Origin of the sequence: Rhodopseudomonas palustris, from assembly GCF_003031265.1 — a bacterium.
Taxonomy (GTDB): Bacteria; Pseudomonadota; Alphaproteobacteria; order Rhizobiales; family Xanthobacteraceae; genus Rhodopseudomonas; species Rhodopseudomonas palustris_H.
The window spans coordinates 4,067,479-4,087,520 of sequence record NZ_CP019966.1 but is presented as its reverse complement, the minus strand read 5'-3'; the positions used below and the strand labels follow the sequence as shown (position 1 = coordinate 4,087,520).

The following is a 20,042-nucleotide window of genomic DNA, read 5'->3' as shown; positions in this document are numbered from 1 at the left end:
GCTCCTCGCAATGACGCCCGGTCGATTTTGCTATTCAAGGAAGCATCACGATGGATTTTGATTTGTCGGAGGAGCAGCGCCTCCTCAAGGAAAGCGTCGAAGGCCTGCTGAAGGGCTCTTACGATTTCGACAGCCGCAAGAAGTACGCCAAGGAGAAGGGCGGCTGGAGCCGCGCGGTGTGGGGCAAGTTCGCCGAGCAGGGCCTGCTCGGCCTGCCGTTCGCCGAGGAAGACGGCGGCTTCGGCGCCGGCGCGGTCGAGACCATGATCGTCATGGAAGCGCTCGGCCACGCGCTGGTGCTCGAACCCTATCTGCCGACTGTGGTGATCGGCGGCGGCTTCCTGCGCCGCGCCGGTTCGGCCGCGCAGAAGGCGGCGCATCTGCCCGGCATCATCGACGGCTCCAAGACCTTCGCCTTCGCGCAGCTCGAAAAGAACTCGCGCTGGGATCTCGGCGACGTCTCCACCACCGCCAAGAAGAACGGCGACGGCTGGGTGATCGACGGGGAGAAGTTCGTGGTGCTGAACGGCGAAGCCGCCGACACCCTGATCGTCACCGCCCGCACCAAGGGCGGCCAGCGTGACCGCGCCGGCGTCGGCGTGTTCCTGGTGCCGGCAGATGCCAAGGGCATTACCCGCAAGGGCTATCCGACCCAGGACGGGCTGCACGCCGCCGACATCACCTTCACCGGCGTCCAGGTCGGCGCCGATGCGGCGATCGGCGATCCGGAGAACGCGCTCGAGCTGATCGAGGCGGTGGTCGACGATGCCCGCACTGCGCTGTGCGCCGAAGCGGTCGGCCTGATGGATGAATCGCTCACCACCACGGTCGAGTACATCAAGACTCGCAAGCAGTTCGGCGTGCCGATCGGCTCGTTCCAGGTGCTGCAGCATCGCGCCGCCGACATGTTCGTCGCCACCGAACAGGCCCGCTCGATGGCGATGTTCGCCACCATGGCGGCCGAGTTCGACGACGCCAAGGAACGTGCCGGCGCGATCGCGGCCGCGAAGGTGCAGATCGGCAAGTCCGGCAAGTTCGTCGGCCAGCAGTCGATCCAGCTGCATGGCGGCATCGGCATGACGATGGAAGCCAAGATCGGCCACTACTTCAAGCGGCTGACCATGATCGAGCAGACCTTCGGCGACACCGATCACCACCTCGCCCGCGTCAGCGCCGGCGGCGGGCTGATCTGATCTCTCCACGAGTCATTCCGGGGCGCTCACGACAGTGAGCGAACCCGGAATTTCTCACCTCCGTCATTCCGGGGCGCGCGCAGCGCGAACCCGGAATCTCGGCCGCACAAACACCCTCTGGATTCTGGGTTCGCGAGCCTCCGCTCGCGCCCCGGAATGACGACAACATCCTCATCATTGCCGGGCTCGACCCGGCAATCCATCCCAAGACGATGGATGCGCGGGTCAAGCCCGCGCATGACGTGGTCACGCGGGGCTGCCGCGTTCCGCGATAAGTAACAATCAACAACAAATCCCAGGGAGCCTCGCCATGACCGCCAATCCGTTCGACCTCACCGGCAAGGTCGCCGTCGTCACCGGTTCGTCGCGGGGCATCGGGCGGGCGTCGGCGGAGCTGCTGGCTAAGCTCGGCGCCAAGGTGGTGATCTCGAGCCGCAAGGCCGATGCCTGCGAGGAAGTTGCCGAAGGCATCCGGAAAGAGGGGGGCGATGCGCACGTCATCGCCTGCAACATCTCGCGCAAGGCCGACGTCGAGGGGCTGATCGACGGCGCCACCGCCAAATACGGCAAGGTCGACATCCTGGTCTGCAACGCCGCGGTCAACCCGTATTACGGCCCGCTGCTCGATATCGCCGACGAGGCGTTTGACAAGATCATGGCGTCGAACGTCAAGAGCAACATCTGGCTGTGCGCCCGCGCGATTCCGCAGATGGCCGAGCGCGGCTCTGGCTCGGTGGTGATTATCTCGTCGATCGGCGGCCTGCGCGGCTCCACCGTGATCGGCGCCTACGGCATCTCCAAGGCGGCCGATTTCGCGCTGTGCCGCAGCCTCGCCGGTGAATGGGGCCCGAAGGGCGTCCGCGTCAACGCCATCGCGCCGGGGCTGGTCAAGACCGACTTCGCCCGCGCGCTGTGGGAAGACGAAGCCAACCTGAAGCGCCGCACCGCCGGCACCCCGCTGCGCAGGATCGGCGAACCGCACGAAATCGCCGGCGCCGTCGCGTATCTGGGCTCCGACGCCTCGACCTTCATGACCGGCCAGACCATCGTGATCGACGGCGGCGTAACGACCGCGTCGGTGTAGGCCTCTCCATCGTCATTCCGGGGCGCTCACGAAGTGAGCGAACCCGGAATCTCTCTTCCTTGGCAACAACCTCGGGATTCCGGGTTCGCGCTGCGCGCGCCCCGGAATGACCGGTGAGGGGCAGGGTGCTTAGTACACGTCCTGCTGATAGCGTCCCTGCTTCTTCAGCTCCGACACGAACGCCGTCGCCTCCGCCGCTGAACGGGCGCCGTGCTGGGCGATGATGTCGACCAGTGCGCGTTCGACGTCCTTGGCCATGCGCTTGGCGTCGCCGCAGACGTAGAGGCTGGCGCCTTCGGTGAGCCAGCTCCACAGGTCGCGGCCGACTTCGCGCATCCGGTCCTGGACATAGATCTTCTCGCCGCTGTCGCGCGACCATGCCAGCGTCAGCCGCGTCAGCAGGCCGGCGTTCTTCATCGCCTTCAATTCGTCCTCGTAGAAGAAGTCGGAGGCCGAGCGCTGATGGCCGAAGAACAGCCAGTTCTTGCCCGGCGCCTGGATCGCCTGGCGCTCGTGCAGGAAAGCGCGGAACGGCGCGACCCCGGTGCCGGGGCCGATCATGATGATCGGCTGGCTGGAATCCGACGGCAGCGCGAAATCATGCGCCTTCTGTATGTAGGCCCGGAGCGTGTCGCCGGGCTGCACGCGCTCGGCAAGTCCGGTCGAGCAGACGCCGAGCCGCAGCCGCTTGCCGATCTTGTAGCGCACGCAATCGACCGTCAGCGACAGCCGGCCGGGCGTGGTCTTCGGCGACGACGAGATCGAGTACAGCCGCGGCTGCAGCGGATCGAGCGCTTCGATGAAGGCTTCCGGATCGGGACGGAGGCCGGGAAATTTCTCCAGCGCGGCGAGCACGTCGAGCGTTGCGGCGTCGCCGTCGGGGTCCTCGCCGCTGGCGAGCGCGCGCGCCTTCTTCCGCTTGTCGCCGCCGGTGATGTAGCTGATCAGCTGGAACAGCATGTCGGGCGCGGGCGACAGCGACACGCTGTCCAGCAGCGTCTGCCGCAGTGTCGACTGCGCAATCGGAAATTCCGCCGGCGCGCCGAGCGCGTGCAGCACCGCGTCGACCAGCGCCGGATCATTGGTTGGAAACAGCCCGAAGGAATCGCCGGCCTCGTAGCTCAGGCAATCCTCCAGCTCGAACTCGACGTGCCAAGTCTCCTTCTCCGAGCCCGGCTTGTTGAGCCGGCGCCGTGACAGCACCTTGGCGGTAGCCGGATTGTCGCGCGAGGTGCCGCGCGGCGGCAGCGCCGCGACCGGGGCCGCGTCGGCGGCGAGGGAGGGGGCGCTATCCAGCGTCGGCGCGGTACCGATCTGTTCGGCCAGCGTCTTCACCATCCGTGCGGTGTCCTTGCCGCCGGGGGCGCACAGGTTCAGCCGCGTCTCCTTGCCGTCGAAGATCGCACCCGAGTAGTTGCGGCAGTCGTAGCCGCATTGGCCGCAATCCTGCTGCGCCATTGCGGCCATCAGCTTCCAGCGCAGCGGCTTGCCCTCCGCAAGCTGCATCCGTTCGCCAATCGGCAGGCTTTGGTCGTGCCACGGCGCGCCGCCGTCGTCGTCTTCTGCGGCAGGTGCCGGGCCGCCGGCGAGCAATGCTGCGGCCTGATCGGGCGACAGGGCGGTGGCACCTTGCCCATCGAGCGACACCAGGCCGGCGAAGAAGCCGTTGAGCCAGGCGCGTTGCTCCTCGTTGAACGGCGCGGTCTCCGGCACCAGGAGCGGGATCGGCGGCGGCAGGTTCTGGCTCATGCCACGGTCTCCGGTGATGGTTCGGCTGCGAACAATTGCTGCAGCGCCGCCGCATCGTGGCGGCGGGTGAAGGCGAGGAAGGTTTCGGCAGGCGACGTGCGGCGCGCGAGATACGTCTGCAGCATCCGCGCGATCACGCGTGGGGCATCGTCCTGCTTGACGTCGCGCAGCACCTCGGTGCCGATCGCCGCGTCCGGGCCAAAGCCGCCGCCGACATGGATGTGAAAGCCTTCGACGCTGTCCTCATCCGAGATCGCCACCTTGGCGCCGATCAGGCCGATGTCGCTGATGAAGTGCTGCGCGCAGGAGTTATGACAGCCGGTGAGATGGATGTTGATCGGCGTGTCGAGCGGCACGCGGGGCTCGCAATATTGCGCGATCGTTTCCGCGGTTTCCTTGGTATGCGCGGCGGCGAAGCGGCAGCCGCTGGCGCCGGTGCAGGCGATCAGTCCGGCGCGGAGCGGCGAGGCGCTGATCGCCAGTCCCAGCGCTTCGATCGCCGCGGTAGCCTCGGTCACGCGTGCATCCGCCACGCCGGAGATCAAGAGATTCTGCCACACCGTCAGCCGCAGATCGCCGTCGCCGAAATTGCGCGCGATCGCGGCGAGGCCGCGCATCTGTGCGGACGTGAGATGGCCGGTGGCGAGCCGGACGCCGATCCAGTTCAGCCCCTCCTGCTGTTGCGGGTGCACGCCGAGATGCGCCGCACGATGCTGCGCCGGGCGCGGCGCCGCAGCTTCGGCCGGCACGCGGATCAACTTGCGGCCGAGCTTCTCCTCGACCAGCTCCAAGTACTTGTCGAAGCCGAACGCATCGAGCACGTATTTCAGCCGCGCCTTGTTGCGGTCGGTGCGGTCGCCGTGCTCGATGAACACCCGCACGATCGCATCCGCGACCTCGGTCGCCTCGTCCGGCGCGACGATGACGCCGGTGTCGCGGGCGAAGTCCTTGTGCCCGGTGATGCCGCCGAGTGCGAGGCGAAACCAGATGCCGGGTGCGACGCCGTGACCGTCCGCGATCTGCACCGCCTGGAATGCGATGTCGTTGGTGTCCTCCAGCGTCGGGATCAGTCCGCCGCCGTCGAACGCGACGTTGAACTTGCGCGGCAGCCCGAACAGCGCGCGTTCATTGAGGATGTGGAAGTGCCAGTCGCGGGCGTAGGGCCGCGTATCGATCAGTTCCTGCGGATCGATCCCGGCGGTCGCGGAGCCGGTGACGTTGCGGATGTTGTCGGCGCCGGAGCCGCGCGCCCACAGCCCGAGGCTTTCGATGCCCTGCAGGAGTTGCACGGCATTCTTCGGCGCGATCTCGCGCATCTGCAAATTGGCGCGCGTCGTCACATGCGCGTAGCCGCCGGCGAGGGTGTCGGTGAGATCGGCGAGGCCGGCCATCTGCCACGACGTCAGGATGCCGTTGGGAATACGCAGGCGGCACATATACGAGGTCTGCGCCGGGGCGACGTAGAATAGCCCGTAGTAGCGCCAGCGGAAATTGTCCGCCGGCTTCGGCGCGGCGTTGTCCTTCGCCTGCTGCTTCAGCCGGGCATAGGCATCGAATGGATGCTGTTCGCGCTTCCACTTCTCCGCATCGTTGAGCTTCTTGCCCGACGTGGTGACGCGGTCCTGCGCCTGGAGGTGGATCGCGTCCGGGCCGCTCGGCTGCGCGGCACCGCCAGCCGGCAGGCTGCCACGCGCGGCGCGCGCTGCGGTGACACCGGTGGCGAAGCCTTCGAGATAGCGCTTCTGATCGATTGAGAATTCGCTGCCCATCGCCGCCTCACGCCGCTTGCACGGGGAGGGGCAGGGCGTGGATCAGCTCGGCGTGGTGTCGCCGTAAGCCGCCGCCAGCATCGTCTCGGACAGCAGCGCGTAGGCGTCGCGCCAGGCTGCCGCGAGCTCCGGCGTCCAGTCGGCACCGAGCTCGCGCTCCAGCGTCCACAGCAGCGCTGCGCCGAACGGCGTGTAGTGCGCGGCGCTGACGCCGTAGGCGACGTGCAGCCGCGCCAGCCGCCCCGTGGCGGGCAGGATGGTGTCGAGCGCGGTCAGCCCGGTCACCACCACGTTCAGCGTGCTCATCAGCTTCTTGCCCTGCCGGCGCATGTCGCCGTGAAACAGTGCCCGCAGCTCCGGCGCGGTCGCGAACAGCCGCTCGTAGAACAGCGTCGCGGTCTCGTCCGAGATCGGCGTCAGCCGCGCGAAGCTCTGTTGCACCAATGCGATCGCCTGCGGCGTCATCACGATCCTTGCTTGCGATGTGGTTTCGCCGACATCCGTACACGAAGCGCTGCATCGACCAATCCCCTTTGCACGGGGCGCCTCGAACCGGCGAAAAAAAGCCGCTGCCTGGTTGCTCGCGGAGCGAGGCCAGGACAGCGGCGTTGCTGTCGGAGTTTCGATGACGCCAGGACGCCCCACCGGCATCCCGCAAAGATAGTTCAGCGAATTTCGTGCCACTCTCTGGCAAGAGGTGGATTTGTTCGGATTGTCAGGCGCTTAGCGGCTCTCGCAGCGAGTGCCAGAGCCTGCTCGAAGCCGCCCTACGCCGCTGCCCGGCTGAGCAGCGTGGCGATGAAATGTGCAGCGCAGCGGGAGCCACCGTTTCCGGGCGTCGTGATTCCGGGGCGCTCGCGCCAGCGAGCGAGCCCGGAATCCAGAGATTGTCAGGCACCGGCAAGATTTCGGGTCCGCGCTGGCGCGCGCCCCGGAATGACCAACCTGGTCCCTTGTCAGCGTTTGATCTGCAGCTTCTGCAGATAGCCGGCGATGTCGTCGGGATCGAACGGCGCACCGGTGCATTCGCCGATCCCGTCGGCGGGCGCGGTCGGCAAAGCCGGAGCCGTGCCGACCGCTGCGTCATACAGGTCCGGCCGGAACACCGCCTTGGCGGCGGCAAGCAGATCGGCCGACAGCGGCGCCTGTCCCCAGCGCACCATCTGGGCGTAGTTCCACGCGCCCTGCACCGGGTCAGGCCGCGCCGCGGCCTCGCGCCCGACCAGCAGATAGCGGTCGCTGGTGCGTAGCGTGCCGTCGGCCGCAACCTTCAGCCGGCCGTCGAGCGTGCGGCGGATCAGCTCCGGCGTCACCTCGATCCGGCCCGGCGAGGCGAGCAGGGCGCAAACCTCGTCGCGGTTGGCGACGTCTTCGATGTAGTCGGCGGCGCGGACATGGGCGCGGATCAGCGCTTGCAGCACCTCGGGGTGCTGCGCGGCCCAGTTCGCCCGCACCGTCAGCATCTTCTCGGCGGCGCGCTGGAACAGCTCGCTGGTGAAATGCAGGATGGTGCCGATGCCGAGATCGATCGCCACCGAATTCCACGGCGCGCCGACGCAGAAGCCGTCGAGATGCTTGCTGGCGAGACTCTCCACCATGAACGGCGGCGGCAGCACCACCAGCCGCACATCCTCGTCCGGATCGACACCGCCGGCGCCCATCCAGAACCGCAGATCGTAGTTGTGGCTGGAGAACGGGAAGGTCATCCCAAGGGTCAGCGGCTCCTGGCCCTTGGCGCGGCGCTCGGCGACGACGCGGGCCAGCGCGCGGGCCGAGACGACCGGATCGGCGACATCGCCGTCGGCCATCGCGACGATCGCGGCGTGCAGGTCCGGCGACACCGTGATGGCGTTGCCGTTGACGCCCAGTCCGAAGCCGGAAATCACCGGCACCTTGACGTGGCCGATGCCGAGGCTGGAAGCGACCGCCAGCGGCGCCAGCAGATGCGCGGCGTCGAACAGGCCGATGTTGAATTTATCGCGGACGTTGGCCCAGGAGATCTCGCGCACCAGCTCGACGTCGAGCCCTTCGGCGGCGCAGAAGCCTTTGTCGGCGGCGACGATCAGCGCGGCGGCGTCGACCAGCGGGATGAATCCGATGCGCAGCCGCTCGCTCATTTCAGGCGCTCCAGCTTTCCACTCGTCATGCCCGGCCTTGTGCCGGGCATCCACGCCTTGCTGATGGCAACGCGAGAAAGGCGTGGATGGCCGGGACGAGCCCGGCCATGACGCGCGGAGAGGATGGTGTTGATGGCGCGACGCATCATTTCAGCATCTCCGAAGCCGTGATCACCGACTGGGCGATCTCGGCGATCTTCTTCTTCTCGTTCATCGCGGTGGTCCGCAGCAGCACGTAGGCCTGCTCCTCGGTCAGGCCCTTGGCCTTCATCAGGATGCCCTTGGCGCGGTCGATCACCTTCCGGTCCTCCAGCGCCGAGCGGGCGTTGCTCAGCTCGGTCTCGAGCTTGGCGAAGGCGTTGAAGCGCGAGATGCACAGATCGAGGATGTGCTTCATCCGCTCCTTCTTCAGCCCGTCGACGATGTAGGCGGACACGCCGGCATCGACCGAAGCCTGGATCGAGGCGGTGTCGCTCTGGTCGACGAACATCGCGATCGGCCGCTTCACGATGCGGCTGACCTGGAACATCTGCTCCAGCATGTCGCGGCTCGGGTTCTCGAGGTCGATCAGGATCACGTCCGGATCGATCTGGTAGATCCGCGCCAACAGGTTGGTGGTGCCTTCGAGATGGGTGATTTCTGTCATCCCGGCTTCGCGCAGGCCCTCGGTGAGAATCGCGGCGCGCACCGGGTTCTCATCGACGATGACGATGTTGAGCGAATGGTCCATCAGTCGAGGCGGTACCTATGGAGGGTTGATGGCAGCACAAACCACATCCCGGTCGGCAATTGAAGCAGATTGATTGTGCACCGCCGGCGCTCCCAGGTTCAAACCCGGCAGCGGTCCCGGACCGGTTTTCGGCCGATATTGACGGCGAAACCGCGATCGGGTGGGGTGGGCAAAACCGTTCCGTCATCATCTCCGGGAAGAACGCTGATGCCTTTCGTCATGGCCATCGATCAGGGCACCACCTCGTCGCGGGCGATTCTGTTCCGCTCCGACATTTCGATCGCAGCCTCCGCGCAGCAGGAATTCCCGCAGCATTTCCCGGCGTCGGGCTGGGTCGAGCACGAGCCCGAGGATATCTGGGCGACGACCATCGCCACCTGCCGCGCCGCGATGGACAAGGCCGGCGCGACCGCCGCAGACATCGCCGCGATCGGCATCACCAACCAGCGCGAAACCGTGGTGGTGTGGGATGCCGTCTCTGGCCAGGCGATCCACCGCGCCATCGTCTGGCAGGACCGCCGCACCGCGGAGTTCTGCACCCGGCTGAAGGCCGAGGGGCTGGAGCCGATGGTCACCGCCAAGACCGGGCTGATCATCGATCCGTATTTCTCCGGCACAAAGGTTGCCTGGCTGCTCGACAACGTGCCCGGCGCGCGGGCTCGCGCCGAACGCGGCGAGCTGAAGTTCGGCACCGTCGATTGCTATCTGCTGTGGCGGCTCACCGGCGGCAAGGTCCACGCCACCGACGCCACCAATGCGTCGCGCACGCTGCTGTTCAATATCCATGACGGCGCGTGGGACGACGAACTGCTCAAGCTGCTCGGAGTGCCGCGCTCGATGCTGCCGGAGGTGAAGGACTCCTCGGCGCATTTCGGCGACAGCGTGCCGGAGCTGTTCGGCGGTTCGATCACCATCCGCGGCATCGCTGGCGACCAGCAGGCGGCGACCATCGGCCAGGCTTGCTTCACCCCGGGCATGATCAAGTCGACCTACGGCACTGGCTGCTTCGCGCTGCTCAACACCGGTGCGACGCCGGTGAAGTCGAACAACAAGCTGCTCACCACGGTCGCCTATCAGCTCGATGGCAAACGCACCTACGCGCTGGAAGGCTCGATCTTCGTCGCCGGCAGCGCGGTACAATGGCTGCGCGATGGCCTCGGCGTCATCAAGCATGCCTCCGAGACCGGGCCGCTCGCCGACAAGTCGGATTCGGCGCAGAGCGTGTATCTGGTGCCGGCGTTCGTCGGCATGGGCGCGCCGTATTGGAATCCGCGCGTGCGCGGCGCGCTGTTCGGCTTGACGCGCAACACCGGCCCAGCCGAGCTTGCCCACGCGGCGCTGGAGAGCGTGTGCTACCAGACCTTCGACCTGTGGGCGGCGATGCGCGCCGACTGGCCGGATGCCGATGCTGCCACCACCGTGCTCCGCGTCGACGGCGGCATGACCGCTTCGGACTGGACCATGCAGCGCCTCGCCGATCTGCTCGACGCCCCGGTCGACCGCCCGGTGATCCAGGAAACCACCGCGCTCGGCGCCGCCTACCTCGCCGGCCTTAGCGCCGGCGTTTTCCCCGAACCGCAAAAATTCGCCGACAACTGGCGCCTCGACCACCGCTTCCGCCCTGCCATGAGCGCAGCGACGCGCGAACGCAAATTGGCGGGCTGGGCGAGGGCGGTGAAGGGACTGCTGGCGACGGATGAGGGGGAGTGAGCTCAGGGGCTACGTAAGCCTTAAATTCAAGGGCGCTGATCGAGGCGATGGGTTCGCCGGATTCAGCCTTTGCGATGCTCCGGTGACCGCGTCGCAGGCCTCTCGTTCGTCATTCCGGGGCGCGCGTAGCGCGAGCCCGGAATCCATAACCCCCGTGCTTGGTGCAGATCGAGGCCCTTCCTCTGCGCATCACCGTAACCGAGAGCGCACGGCGTATGGATTCCGGACTTGCGCGCAAGAGCGCGCAATCCGGAATGACGAGAGAGGAACCGTGTGTAACACTCCATCGTGACCTGCGTTGTCTCGGTATGACGTGGTGCGACGCCGTCGCGCTCCGTGCTAACTGCAAATTCCCGGATAAAGATCGACCCAGTCCGGGTTCTGGTCTTCGATCAGTCTGATCTTCCAATCACGCCGCCACTTCTTGAGCTGTTTCTCCCGCGGGATCGCGGCAATGGCGTCGTCATAGATCTCGAACCACACCAGCCGATCGATGCCGTAACGCTCCGAGAATCCCGGCGCTGTCTTGCTGCGATGTTCGTGTACGCGTCGCACCAGATCGTTGGTCACGCCAAGATACAGCGTGCCATGCTTTCCGTTGGCGAGCAGATAGACGTAGTAAGGCATCGAAGCCCACCTGGATGCTGTTCGGTGCCCCTCGTTCGTCATTCCGGATTGCGCGCATTTGCGCGCAAGTCCGGAATCCATAAGCCGTGTCGTCTCGGCTTCGATGATGCGCGGAACGGGATTCTCGGTCCATCATGAATGCGGTGGTTATGGATTCCGGGCTCGCGCTGCGCGCGCCCCGGAATGATGAACGAGAGGGGATACACCCTCGTCATGCGCGGGCTTGACCCGCGCATCCATCTTGCAATCAGGCGTGACGTTGCCATCGCCGCATCGATCGCGATCCGCGCCGTCCGGCGTCGAAGCCGCTGGCATCACGTATTGACAATATTCCTATAAGGACTATAGTCCGTGTCGTCCTGTCCGTGAGGGGCGCTTCTCGAGGGCGCTTGGAAGCGGGACAGATCGTCGGCCGGGAGACCGGCCGGTGAGTTCGGTGGCGGCTGACGTGTCAGCCGAAGCCGGATGACGCGGCGTCCTGCGCGAGGTGGTTCGCACCCACTTCTTCCGGGAGGCAAGAGGTCGCCGTCCGCCGCTACTATGAGCGGCTGCCCATCGCGTGGCTGGACGGGACGGAACGAGGCGGGAGAAATCCCCGTGCTCCCCGCGCCCGGAAGAACGGTCCCGACGCCAAAAGATCGCCGCTGGTGGGCGCGCCGTGAAGGCGATGCGCGATGGATCGCAAGCCATCGCGACCAACCACCAACTCTGCGCCAAGCGGCGCGCCCCCGCCCCTCGTCGTGATGACGACGGGCGCATAGCTCGGGCTCGGCAGAGCCGCGAGATCGCGACGCCGTGGCTGTTTGACAGGCTGAATCGGAACAACGCAGTTCGAGCCGAAGCTCGCGACAAGCCTCGCGATCACGTACGCGCTCGCCCCACTCTCAGCTGTCATCGCCCGGCTCGTCCGGGCGAACCAGTATCCGAGCGCGTTCGTTTCATCGGCCGGTGCCGACCACGCGCTCTCTGCAATACTGGGTCCCCCGCCTGCGCGGGGGACGACGGAGGTGGGGACGGCGGCTTGCGCAGGCGATCACGACTGCAAGAAGTCCGCCGCTGTTACTTCGCCGCCACCTTCTGCTTGCGCCAGGCGAGGTGCAGCGCGCAGGTGCAGCCCTGCGGGTGCGAGGCCAGCGCTGCGTCGTCGGCCGACAGCGGAGCATCGGCTTGCGGCGCCAGCGGCGGCATGCCGGTTTCATCCGTGGCGCCCGTGCTGCGCGATGGGATGTAGTTCAGCACCGGTGCCAGCCAACGTTCGGCGGTGGCGACGTCCCAGCCCTTGCGGGAGGCGTAGTCTTCGACCTGGTCGCGTTCGATCTTGCCGACGCCGAAATAGGCGCTCTGCGGATGGCTGAAATACAGTCCCGACACCGACGAGCCCGGCCACATCGCAAAGCTCTCGGTCAGCGTCACGCCGGCGGAGGCTTCGGCGTCGAGCAGCTCGAACAGTGTCGCCTTCTCGGTGTGGTCGGGCTGCGCCGGGTAGCCAGGCGCGGGGCGGATGCCTTGATACTTCTCCAGGATCAGATCGTCGGCCGACAGCGCCTCGTCCGGCGCATAGCCCCAGAACTCGCGGCGGACGCGGGCGTGCATCCGCTCGGCGAAGGCTTCGGCGAGACGATCGGCCAGCGCCTTGACCATGATCGACGAGTAGTCGTCGCGCTCGGCCTTGAACTTGTCGGCGATCACGTCCTCGCCGATGCCGGCGGTGACCACGAAGCCGCCGATATAGTCGGCGACGCCGCTCGCAACCGGCGCGATGAAGTCGCTGAGCGCGGCGTTGGCGCGGCCTTCGCGCTTGTCGAGCTGCTGGCGCAGGCTGTGCAGCGTGGCGATCGGCGTGGTGCGCGCTTCATCCGCATAGACCAAGATGTCGTCGCCTTGCGCATTCGCCGGCCAGAAGCCGATCGTCGCGTTAGCGGTGAACCAGTTCTCGGTGACGATGCGGTCCAGCATCTTGCGGGCGTCGGCATACAGCGACCGCGCCGCTTCGCCGACCACACCATCCTCGAGGATCGCAGGGAAGCGTCCGGCGAGCTCCCAGGCCTGGAAGAACGGCGTCCAGTCGATGTAGTCGACCAGTTCGGCGAGTGAATAGCTGCTGAAGCTCCGGGTGCCGATGAAGGAGGGCTTCACCGGCTGGGTCGCGGCCCAATCGATCTTGGTGGAATTGGCGCGGGCGGCGGTGAGCGTCAGCCGCTTCTTGTCGGCCTGGGCGCGGTGATGCGCCGCCGAGATCTTGGCGTAGTCGGCACGCACCTCTGCCGCATAGGCGGCGCCCTTGTCCTTCGACAGCAACGAAGAGGCGACGCCGACCGCACGGCTGGCGTCGTTGACGTGCACCACGCTGCCGGCCGGATAAGCCGGGTCGATCTTCACCGCGGTGTGGACACGGCTCGTCGTCGCGCCGCCGATCAGCAGCGGAATGTCAAAGCCGCTCCGCTGCAGCTCGCCGGCGAGGAAGCTCATCTCGTCGAGCGACGGCGTGATCAGCCCGGACAGGCCGATGATATCGGCGTTCTCGGCCTTCGCGGTCTCGATGATCTTGGCGGCCGGCACCATCACGCCGAGGTCGATCACCTCGAAGTTGTTGCACTGGAGCACGATGCCGACGATGTTCTTGCCGATATCGTGGACGTCGCCCTTGACGGTGGCGAGCACGATCTTGCCGGCGGAGGAGCGCTCCCCGGAGTCCTTGCCCGCGGCGAGGTTGGCCGCCTTCTCGGCTTCCATGAACGGCATCAGATAGGCGACTGCCTGCTTCATCACGCGGGCGGATTTCACCACCTGCGGCAGGAACATCTTGCCGTCGCCGAACAGGTCGCCGACCACGTTCATGCCGGCCATCAGCGGGCCTTCGATCACGTGCAGGGGCCGCTCGGCCTTGGCACGCGCTTCCTCGGTGTCGGCTTCGATGAACTCGGTGATGCCGTGCACCAGCGCGTGGCTGAGCCGCTGCTCGACCGGCCACGAACGCCAGGCGAGGTCCTGTTCCTTCTGCTGCTTGCCCTGGCCGCGATATTTGTCGGCGAGCGCCAGCAGGCGTTCGGAGGCGCTCGCGTCACGGTTGAGGATGACGTCCTCGCACACCTGGCGCAGCTCGGGATCGATGTCGTCATACACGATCATCTGCCCGGCATTGACGATGCCCATGTCCATGCCGGCCTTGATGGCGTGATACAGGAACACCGAGTGCATCGCCTCGCGCACCGGCTCGTTGCCGCGGAACGAGAACGACAGGTTGGAGACGCCGCCGGAGACATGCGCGTGCGGCAGGTTTTGGCGGATCCAGCGAGTCGCCTCGATGAAGTCGACGCCGTAATTGTTGTGCTCTTCGAGGCCCGTCGCGATCGCGAAGATGTTCGGATCGAAGATGATGTCTTCGGGCGGGAAGCCGATGCGGTTGACGAGAATGTCGTAAGCACGGGCGCAGATCTCGGTCTTGCGCGCGTAGGTGTCGGCCTGGCCGGTCTCGTCGAACGCCATCACCACCACGGCGGCGCCGTGACGCTTGGCGATGCCCGCCTCGTGGATGAACTTGTCCTCGCCTTCTTTTAGCGAGATCGAGTTCACTACCGGCTTGCCCTGCAGGCACTTCAGCCCGGCCTCGATCACGTTGAACTTCGAGGAGTCGACCATCACCGGCACCTTGGCGATGTCCGGCTCGGCGGCAACGAGGTTGAGGAAGGTGACCATCGCGGCTTCGGAATCGAGAAGCCCTTCGTCCATGTTGACGTCGATGATCTGGGCGCCGTTCTCGACCTGGTCGCGCGCCACCTGCAGCGCGGCGGCGTAGTCGCCGGCGGTGATCAGCTTGCGGAATTTCGCCGAGCCGGTGACGTTGGTGCGTTCGCCGACGTTGACGAACGGAATGTCCTTGGTCAGTTCGAACGGCTCGAGGCCGGAGAGCCGCAGCCGCGGCTCGATCGTCGGGATCACGCGTGGCTTATGCGGCGCGACCGCTTCGGCGATCGCCTTGATGTGGGCCGGCGTAGTGCCGCAGCAGCCGCCGACGATGTTGACGAGGCCGGCTTCGGCGAACTCGCCGACGAGACCAGCCATGTATTCCGGGCTCTCGTCGTACTGGCCGAATTCGTTGGGCAGGCCGGCGTTGGGATAGGCGCAGACCAGCGTATCGGCGACGCGGCTGATATCGGCGATGTGGGCGCGCAGATCCTTGGCGCCGAGCGCGCAGTTGAAGCCGATGGTGATCGGGCGGGCGTGCCGCACCGAATTCCAGAACGCTTCCGGCATCTGGCCCGACAGCAGGCGGCCGGATTTGTCGGTGATGGTGCCGGAGATCATCACCGGCACGTCGATGCCGCGGGCGTCGACGATCTCGGCGATCGCGTACAGTGCCGCCTTGGCGTTCAGCGTATCGAAGATGGTTTCGAGCAGCAGGATGTCCGCGCCGCCGTCGAGCAGGCCGTTGATCTGCTCGCTATAGGCGATGCGCAGATCATCGAACGTCACCGCGCGGTAGCCGGGGTTGGCGACGTCCGGCGAGATCGAGGCGGTGCGGTTGGTCGGGCCGATCGCGCCGGCGACGAAGCGCGGCTTGCCGTCTTCGGCTTCGACCTTGGCGGCGGCGTTGCGGGCGAGGCGGGCGCCGTCGCGGCTCATCTCGTAGGCGAGGTCCGACATGTCGTAGTCGGCCTGCGCGATCGAGGTCGAGGAGAAGGTGTTGGTCGCGACGATGTCGGCACCGGCGCGCAAATACTGCGCGTGGATGTCCTCGATCGCCTGCGGCTGGGTCAGGATCAACAGGTCGTTGTTGCCGCGCAGGTCGCGGTGGAAATCCTTGAACCGCTCGCCGCGGAACGCAGCTTCGTCGAGCTGCAGCTGCTGGATCATCGTCCCCATCGCGCCGTCGAGCACGAGGATCCGCTGCGCGGCGAGGGCCAAAAGTCGAGTGCGGGCTGCGGAAATGGGCTTGGTCATATCGGACACTGCTTACGCGGCCTTCTGCTTGGCGATCGGCCGGAAGCCCAGCAGATGGCTGATGGCGAACACCAGGTCCGCGCGGTTCATGGTGTAGAAGTGGAAGTTGTTGACGCCGTGCTTGGCGAGCTTGTGCACTTGGCCGGCGGCGACCGTGGCAGCCACCAGCTTGCGGGTGTCAGGATCGTCGTCGAGGCCTTCGAACTGCTTGGCTAGCCAGTCCGGCACGCTGGCGCCGGCGCGGGCGGCGAAGCCGGCGGCCTGCTTGAAGTTCTGCACCGGCAGGATGCCCGGCACGATCGGGATGTCGATGCCGCGGGCGCGGACGCGGTCGAGGTAGCGGAAGTACAGGTCGTTATCGAAGAAGAACTGGGTGATGGCGCGCGTCGCGCCGGCATCGACCTTGGCCTTCAGGATGTCGAGGTCGGCATCGAAGCCGGTGCTCTCCGGATGCTTCTCCGGATAGGCCGACACCGTGACGTCGATGTCCGGATAGCGGCGCTTGATCGAGGCGACGAGATCGGCCGAGCTGCGATAGCCCTGCGGATGCGGCGTGTAGGTGCCGCCGAGACCGGTGGTCGGATCGCCGCGAAGCGCCACGATGTGGCGGACGCCGATGTCGTGATACCGCGCCACGACGTCGTCGACGTCGGCACAGGGGGCATCGACGCAGGTCAGATGCGCCGCCGGGGTCAGATCGGTTTCTTTGAGAATACGCGCGATCGTGGCGTGGGTCCGCTCCCGGGTGGAGCCCCCGGCCCCATAGGTGACCGAGACGAAGCTCGGATGCAGCGGCGCCAGCCGGCTGATCGCCTGCCACAAATTGCGCTCCATCTCTTCGGTCTTCGGTGGGAAGAACTCGAAGGAAATCGCCGGAAGCTGCTGCGGCAGGTCGCTCATCTGATGGTCATCCAGTTTGAAAGGGCGGTTCGGGCGTCCACAGGCGCGTGCGGCTGCCCAACGGTCAGGAACCTCCACGAACCGCGTTAAATTAGGCCGAACTGGCTTCGGCGGCCAGCCCACTTTGGGCGATATCAGTTTGGGAAGTTGCCCAAAATAGTCCGTTTTGTGCGTTGGACGGAGCTGGGAGGTGTCCGGGGGTGGGCAAGGCGTATCCCGCGCCTGTTTCGAAAATCAACCGATCTGTCTGATGGTTGTGTGCGGTGCAGCGATTCTGGCGGAACCAGATGAGCCAGACCTTCCCAAGCAGACGGTCATTCTGCCCACTCCGAAAGAAACGGGCAGGGGATCGTCGAATTGCCTAGCCCAATACCTTTGCGCCCGCCTCGGTCGCGCACTAGGTTAGGCAAATGCTGCCACTCTCGATCCTCGATCTGTCCGTCGTCACCACCGGCACACCGCCGGCTGCGGCGTTGCGCAACTCGATCGACCTTGCGCGCCATGCGGATGTGCTGGGCTATGTGCGCTATTGGCTGGCCGAGCATCACAATCTTCCTTCAGTCGCGAGTCCGGCGCCGGACATCATGATTGGGCAGATCGCGGCGGTGACCGAACGCATCCATGTCGGCTCCGGTGGGGTGATGCTGCCCAACCACGCGCCGCTGGTCGTGGCGGAGCGCTTCAAGATGCTCGAAGCACTGTTCCCTGGCCGGATCGATCTCGGCATCGGCCGCGCGCCGGGCACCGATCAGGCGACGATGCACGCGCTACGCCGACGGCTCGACGGCCGCGAGGGCGATGATTTTCTGGAGCGGCTGCAGGAGCTGACGCTGTGGGAGACGCGCGGCTTTCCGCCCGGCCATCCCTACAACAACGTCGTCGCGATGCCCGACGATACGCCACTGCCGCCGATCTGGCTGCTCGGCTCCAGCGACTACAGTTCCGAGCTCGCCGCGCAGGTCGGCATGGGCTTCGCCTTCGCGCATCATTTCGCGTCACACGACGCGGTCGAGGCGCTGACGCATTATCGCAGCAACTTCCGCCCGACGCGTTGGCGGTCGACGCCGCACGGCATTTTGGCCGTCGCCGCCGTTGTCGCCGACACCGATGAGGAAGCGGAGCGGCTCGCGAGTTCGATGGATCTCAGTCGCCTGCTACGCGATCGCGGCCGCTATGTGCCGCTGCCGAGTGTCGAAGAAGCTCTGTCTTATTCGTACACCGACGCAGACCGCGCCTCGATCGCGCGTAATCGCTCGCGGCTGTTCGTCGGCAGTCCGGCGACGGTGCGGCAGGCGTTGCAGCCGCTGATCTCCGCAAGCCACGCCGACGAGCTGATGGTGATTACCGCGGTGTACGATCACGAAGCGCGCAAGCGCAGCTACAGCCTGCTGGCCGATGCCTTCGAGCTGCAGCGCGCGGCGGCGTAGTTCAACAAAGCAGCTTTCGTCATTGCGAGGAGCGCAGCGACGAAGCAATCCAGAGGCTCAGTGCACCGAGCTGGATTGCTTCGCTTCCCTCGCAATGACGTGGCAGGGCTCTCGCCTACCGCTCGCTGAACGTGTCGCGGAACGGGTGGCCCGGATAGACGCCGACGATGCGGAATTCGCGGGAGAAGAACTTCAGTTCGTCGAGCGCGAAGGCGAGGTTGCGGTCCTCGGGATGGCCTTCGACGTCGGCGTAAAACTGCGTGGCGAAGAAGTTGCCGTCGACCATGTAGCTTTCCAGCTTGGTCATGTTGACGCCGTTGGTGGCGAAGCCGCCGAGCGCCTTGTAGAGCGCGGCCGGCAGGTTGCGCACCCGGAACACAAACGTGGTGACGAGCTTGCCCGAACCCTGCGCTGCCCAGCGCGGCTCGCGTGCCAGCACCACGAAGCGGGTAGTGTTATGCGCTTCGTCTTCGATGTCCTCGGCCAGGATGTCGAGACCATAGATCTTCGCCGCCAGCCGCGACGAGATCGCCGCGCAGGTCTTGTCGCCGCGTTCGGCGATGATCCGTGCCGAGCCGGCAGTGTCGCCGGCGACGATCGGCTTCAGTCCGAATTTGCGGATGATGCGGCGGCATTGGCCGAGTGCGTGGACGTGGCTTTCGACCGTCTTGATGTCTTCGAGCTTGGCGCCGGGCACCGCGACGAGCTGATGCCGGATCGGCAGGAACCACTCGCCGACGATGAACAGCTTGGAGGTCGGCAGCAGGTGGTGAATGTCGGCAACGCGGCCGGCGACCGAATTCTCGATCGGGATCATGCCGAGATCGGCTTCACCCGAGGATATCGCGCTCAGCGCGTCCTCGAAGGTGGCGCAAGGCATCGCCTCGGCGGTGGGATAGGCGTCGCTGATCGCGATGTGGGAATTGGCGCCGGGTTCGCCCTGGAATGCGATTTTCATGGTCTGATCTTAGCGTCCTGTGTCTGGCGCGCGTTCTAGCAGCCGCAGCGGTTTTCGCCAGGGGGCGGGGTCAGCCGCCGAGCACCCGCCGTGCGGTCTCGAGATCGGCCGCCGTGTCGACCCCGCGCGGCACGGTATCCACGATGCCGACGTCGATCCGCATGCCGGCCTCCAATGCACGGAGCTGTTCGAGCTTTTCGCGCACCTCGAGCGGCGAAGGGGGCAGCGCCACGAACCGCTCCAGGGCGGCGCGGCGGTAGCCGTACAGGCCGATGTGGTGGTAGCGCGGCCCGTCGCCCCAGGGAGCGGTGGCGCGGGTAAAGTACAGCGCCCGCAGCCGGTCCGCGGCCAGCGGAGAGCCGATCACCTTGACCACGTTCGGGTTGGTGGCCTCTTCCTCGGTATGGATCTCGGCTGCCAGCGTGGCGATGTCGACGGCCGGGTCGGCGAGCGGATCCAGCACCGCGCCGATCTGCTCGGGGCGGATGGTGGGGAAATCGCCCTGCAGGTTGATGACGGTGTCGATCTTCCGCTCCGGATCCAGCGTCTGCAGCGCCTCGAAGATGCGGTCCGATCCGGAAGGATGATCGGCGCGGGTCATCACCACCTCGCCGCCATGGGCGGTCACGGCGGCAGCGATCTCCGGCGTATCGGTCGCCACCGCCACCCGGCCGATCTCCGCCGCCTGCGCCCGGCGCAGCACCTGCACCACCATCGGCAGCCCGGCGATGTCGAGCAGCGGTTTGCCCGGCAGCCGCGTCGCGGCCATCCGGGCGGGGATCAGAACCAGAGTGGCAGGAGATGTCATGGAAGGATCGCTTGCGGCGGATGATGCGC

14 protein-coding genes are annotated in these 20,042 nt (G+C 66.4%); 4 read left to right on the top strand and 10 right to left on the bottom strand.

The features are described 5' to 3' along the window. Nucleotides 1–50: 50 nt before the first annotated feature. Complete coding sequence (gene pimD, locus RPPS3_RS19020; RefSeq protein ID WP_107345461.1) at nucleotides 51–1,193, top strand: pimeloyl-CoA dehydrogenase small subunit; 1,143 nt, start codon at nucleotides 51–53, stop codon at nucleotides 1,191–1,193. A gap of 310 nt (nucleotides 1,194–1,503) precedes the next feature. Then, entirely contained in the window at nucleotides 1,504–2,277 is a 774-nt protein-coding gene (locus RPPS3_RS19015) for an SDR family NAD(P)-dependent oxidoreductase (RefSeq protein ID WP_107345460.1), read from the top strand. Nucleotides 2,278–2,406: 129 nt separating this feature from the next. On the opposite strand, the gene RPPS3_RS19010 is transcribed toward RPPS3_RS19015, so the two are convergent. From RPPS3_RS19010 to RPPS3_RS18990, 5 genes are all read right to left on the bottom strand, one after another. Then, on the bottom strand, nucleotides 2,407–4,026 hold the full coding sequence (locus RPPS3_RS19010; RefSeq protein ID WP_107345459.1) for a sulfite reductase subunit alpha: 1,620 nt from the start codon (nucleotides 4,024–4,026) through the stop codon (nucleotides 2,407–2,409). Beyond that, nucleotides 4,023–5,795 (bottom strand): NirA family protein, encoded by a 1,773-nt coding sequence (locus tag RPPS3_RS19005; RefSeq protein WP_107345458.1) that lies wholly within the window; start codon nucleotides 5,793–5,795, stop codon nucleotides 4,023–4,025. The genes RPPS3_RS19010 and RPPS3_RS19005 overlap by 4 nt, the downstream gene beginning before the upstream one ends. A 42-nt stretch (nucleotides 5,796–5,837) precedes the next feature. Beyond that, on the bottom strand, nucleotides 5,838–6,260 hold the full coding sequence (locus RPPS3_RS19000; protein ID WP_107345457.1) for a globin family protein: 423 nt from the start codon (nucleotides 6,258–6,260) through the stop codon (nucleotides 5,838–5,840). A gap of 491 nt (nucleotides 6,261–6,751) precedes the next feature. Then, nucleotides 6,752–7,912 carry a CmpA/NrtA family ABC transporter substrate-binding protein gene (locus RPPS3_RS18995; protein ID WP_107345456.1) on the bottom strand — a complete coding sequence of 387 codons (1,161 nt, stop codon included), beginning with the start codon at nucleotides 7,910–7,912 and terminating at the stop codon, nucleotides 6,752–6,754. Between the two features lie 145 nt (nucleotides 7,913–8,057). Beyond that, nucleotides 8,058–8,642: an ANTAR domain-containing response regulator gene (locus RPPS3_RS18990; RefSeq protein ID WP_047310094.1), complete on the bottom strand. Its 585-nt coding sequence runs from the start codon at nucleotides 8,640–8,642 to the stop codon at nucleotides 8,058–8,060. A gap of 207 nt (nucleotides 8,643–8,849) precedes the next feature. Between RPPS3_RS18990 and glpK the strand changes: the two genes are divergently transcribed. Continuing rightward, entirely contained in the window at nucleotides 8,850–10,352 is a 1,503-nt protein-coding gene (gene glpK / locus RPPS3_RS18985) for a glycerol kinase GlpK (RefSeq protein ID WP_047310093.1), read from the top strand. Nucleotides 10,353–10,691: 339 nt separating this feature from the next. Here glpK and RPPS3_RS18980 read toward each other — a convergent pair whose 3' ends face one another. From RPPS3_RS18980 to metF, 3 genes are all read right to left on the bottom strand, one after another. Continuing rightward, on the bottom strand, nucleotides 10,692–10,979 hold the full coding sequence (locus tag RPPS3_RS18980) for a GIY-YIG nuclease family protein (protein WP_107345455.1): 288 nt from the start codon (nucleotides 10,977–10,979) through the stop codon (nucleotides 10,692–10,694). Nucleotides 10,980–12,038: 1,059 nt separating this feature from the next. Next, nucleotides 12,039–15,920: a methionine synthase gene (gene metH, locus RPPS3_RS18975; protein ID WP_107345454.1), complete on the bottom strand. Its 3,882-nt coding sequence runs from the start codon at nucleotides 15,918–15,920 to the stop codon at nucleotides 12,039–12,041. 12 nt (nucleotides 15,921–15,932) lie between these two features. Then, nucleotides 15,933–16,820, bottom strand: a complete 888-nt coding sequence (gene metF / locus RPPS3_RS18970) for a methylenetetrahydrofolate reductase [NAD(P)H] (RefSeq protein ID WP_107345453.1) — start codon at nucleotides 16,818–16,820, stop codon at nucleotides 15,933–15,935. A 410-nt stretch (nucleotides 16,821–17,230) separates the two neighbouring features. Here metF and RPPS3_RS18965 point away from each other — a divergent pair, with 410 nt between their 5' ends. Beyond that, nucleotides 17,231–18,247: an LLM class flavin-dependent oxidoreductase gene (locus tag RPPS3_RS18965; protein WP_107345452.1), complete on the top strand. Its 1,017-nt coding sequence runs from the start codon at nucleotides 17,231–17,233 to the stop codon at nucleotides 18,245–18,247. Between the two features lie 115 nt (nucleotides 18,248–18,362). Here RPPS3_RS18965 and RPPS3_RS18960 read toward each other — a convergent pair whose 3' ends face one another. Both RPPS3_RS18960 and RPPS3_RS18955 read right to left on the bottom strand, forming a co-directional pair. After that, complete coding sequence (locus RPPS3_RS18960) at nucleotides 18,363–19,205, bottom strand: prephenate dehydratase (RefSeq protein WP_107345451.1); 843 nt, start codon at nucleotides 19,203–19,205, stop codon at nucleotides 18,363–18,365. 70 nt (nucleotides 19,206–19,275) lie between these two features. Beyond that, nucleotides 19,276–20,013: a 3-deoxy-manno-octulosonate cytidylyltransferase gene (locus RPPS3_RS18955; protein ID WP_107345450.1), complete on the bottom strand. Its 738-nt coding sequence runs from the start codon at nucleotides 20,011–20,013 to the stop codon at nucleotides 19,276–19,278. Between the last annotated feature and the right edge of the window lie 29 nt (nucleotides 20,014–20,042).

Coding starts and splice junctions, on each gene's coding strand:
- RPPS3_RS18955 (WP_107345450.1), bottom strand. CDS start 20,013: ATGACATCTCCTGCCACTCTGGTTCTGATCCCCGCCCGGATGGCCGCG.
- RPPS3_RS19010 (WP_107345459.1), bottom strand. CDS start 4,026: ATGAGCCAGAACCTGCCGCCGCCGATCCCGCTCCTGGTGCCGGAGACC.
- RPPS3_RS19000 (WP_107345457.1), bottom strand. CDS start 6,260: ATGACGCCGCAGGCGATCGCATTGGTGCAACAGAGCTTCGCGCGGCTG.
- RPPS3_RS18980 (WP_107345455.1), bottom strand. CDS start 10,979: ATGCCTTACTACGTCTATCTGCTCGCCAACGGAAAGCATGGCACGCTG.
- metH (WP_107345454.1), bottom strand. CDS start 15,920: ATGACCAAGCCCATTTCCGCAGCCCGCACTCGACTTTTGGCCCTCGCC.
- RPPS3_RS19005 (WP_107345458.1), bottom strand. CDS start 5,795: ATGGGCAGCGAATTCTCAATCGATCAGAAGCGCTATCTCGAAGGCTTC.
- RPPS3_RS18995 (WP_107345456.1), bottom strand. CDS start 7,912: ATGAGCGAGCGGCTGCGCATCGGATTCATCCCGCTGGTCGACGCCGCC.
- RPPS3_RS19015 (WP_107345460.1), top strand. CDS start 1,504: ATGACCGCCAATCCGTTCGACCTCACCGGCAAGGTCGCCGTCGTCACC.
- pimD (WP_107345461.1), top strand. CDS start 51: ATGGATTTTGATTTGTCGGAGGAGCAGCGCCTCCTCAAGGAAAGCGTC.
- glpK (WP_047310093.1), top strand. CDS start 8,850: ATGCCTTTCGTCATGGCCATCGATCAGGGCACCACCTCGTCGCGGGCG.
- metF (WP_107345453.1), bottom strand. CDS start 16,820: ATGAGCGACCTGCCGCAGCAGCTTCCGGCGATTTCCTTCGAGTTCTTC.
- RPPS3_RS18960 (WP_107345451.1), bottom strand. CDS start 19,205: ATGAAAATCGCATTCCAGGGCGAACCCGGCGCCAATTCCCACATCGCG.
- RPPS3_RS18990 (WP_047310094.1), bottom strand. CDS start 8,642: ATGGACCATTCGCTCAACATCGTCATCGTCGATGAGAACCCGGTGCGC.
- RPPS3_RS18965 (WP_107345452.1), top strand. CDS start 17,231: ATGCTGCCACTCTCGATCCTCGATCTGTCCGTCGTCACCACCGGCACA.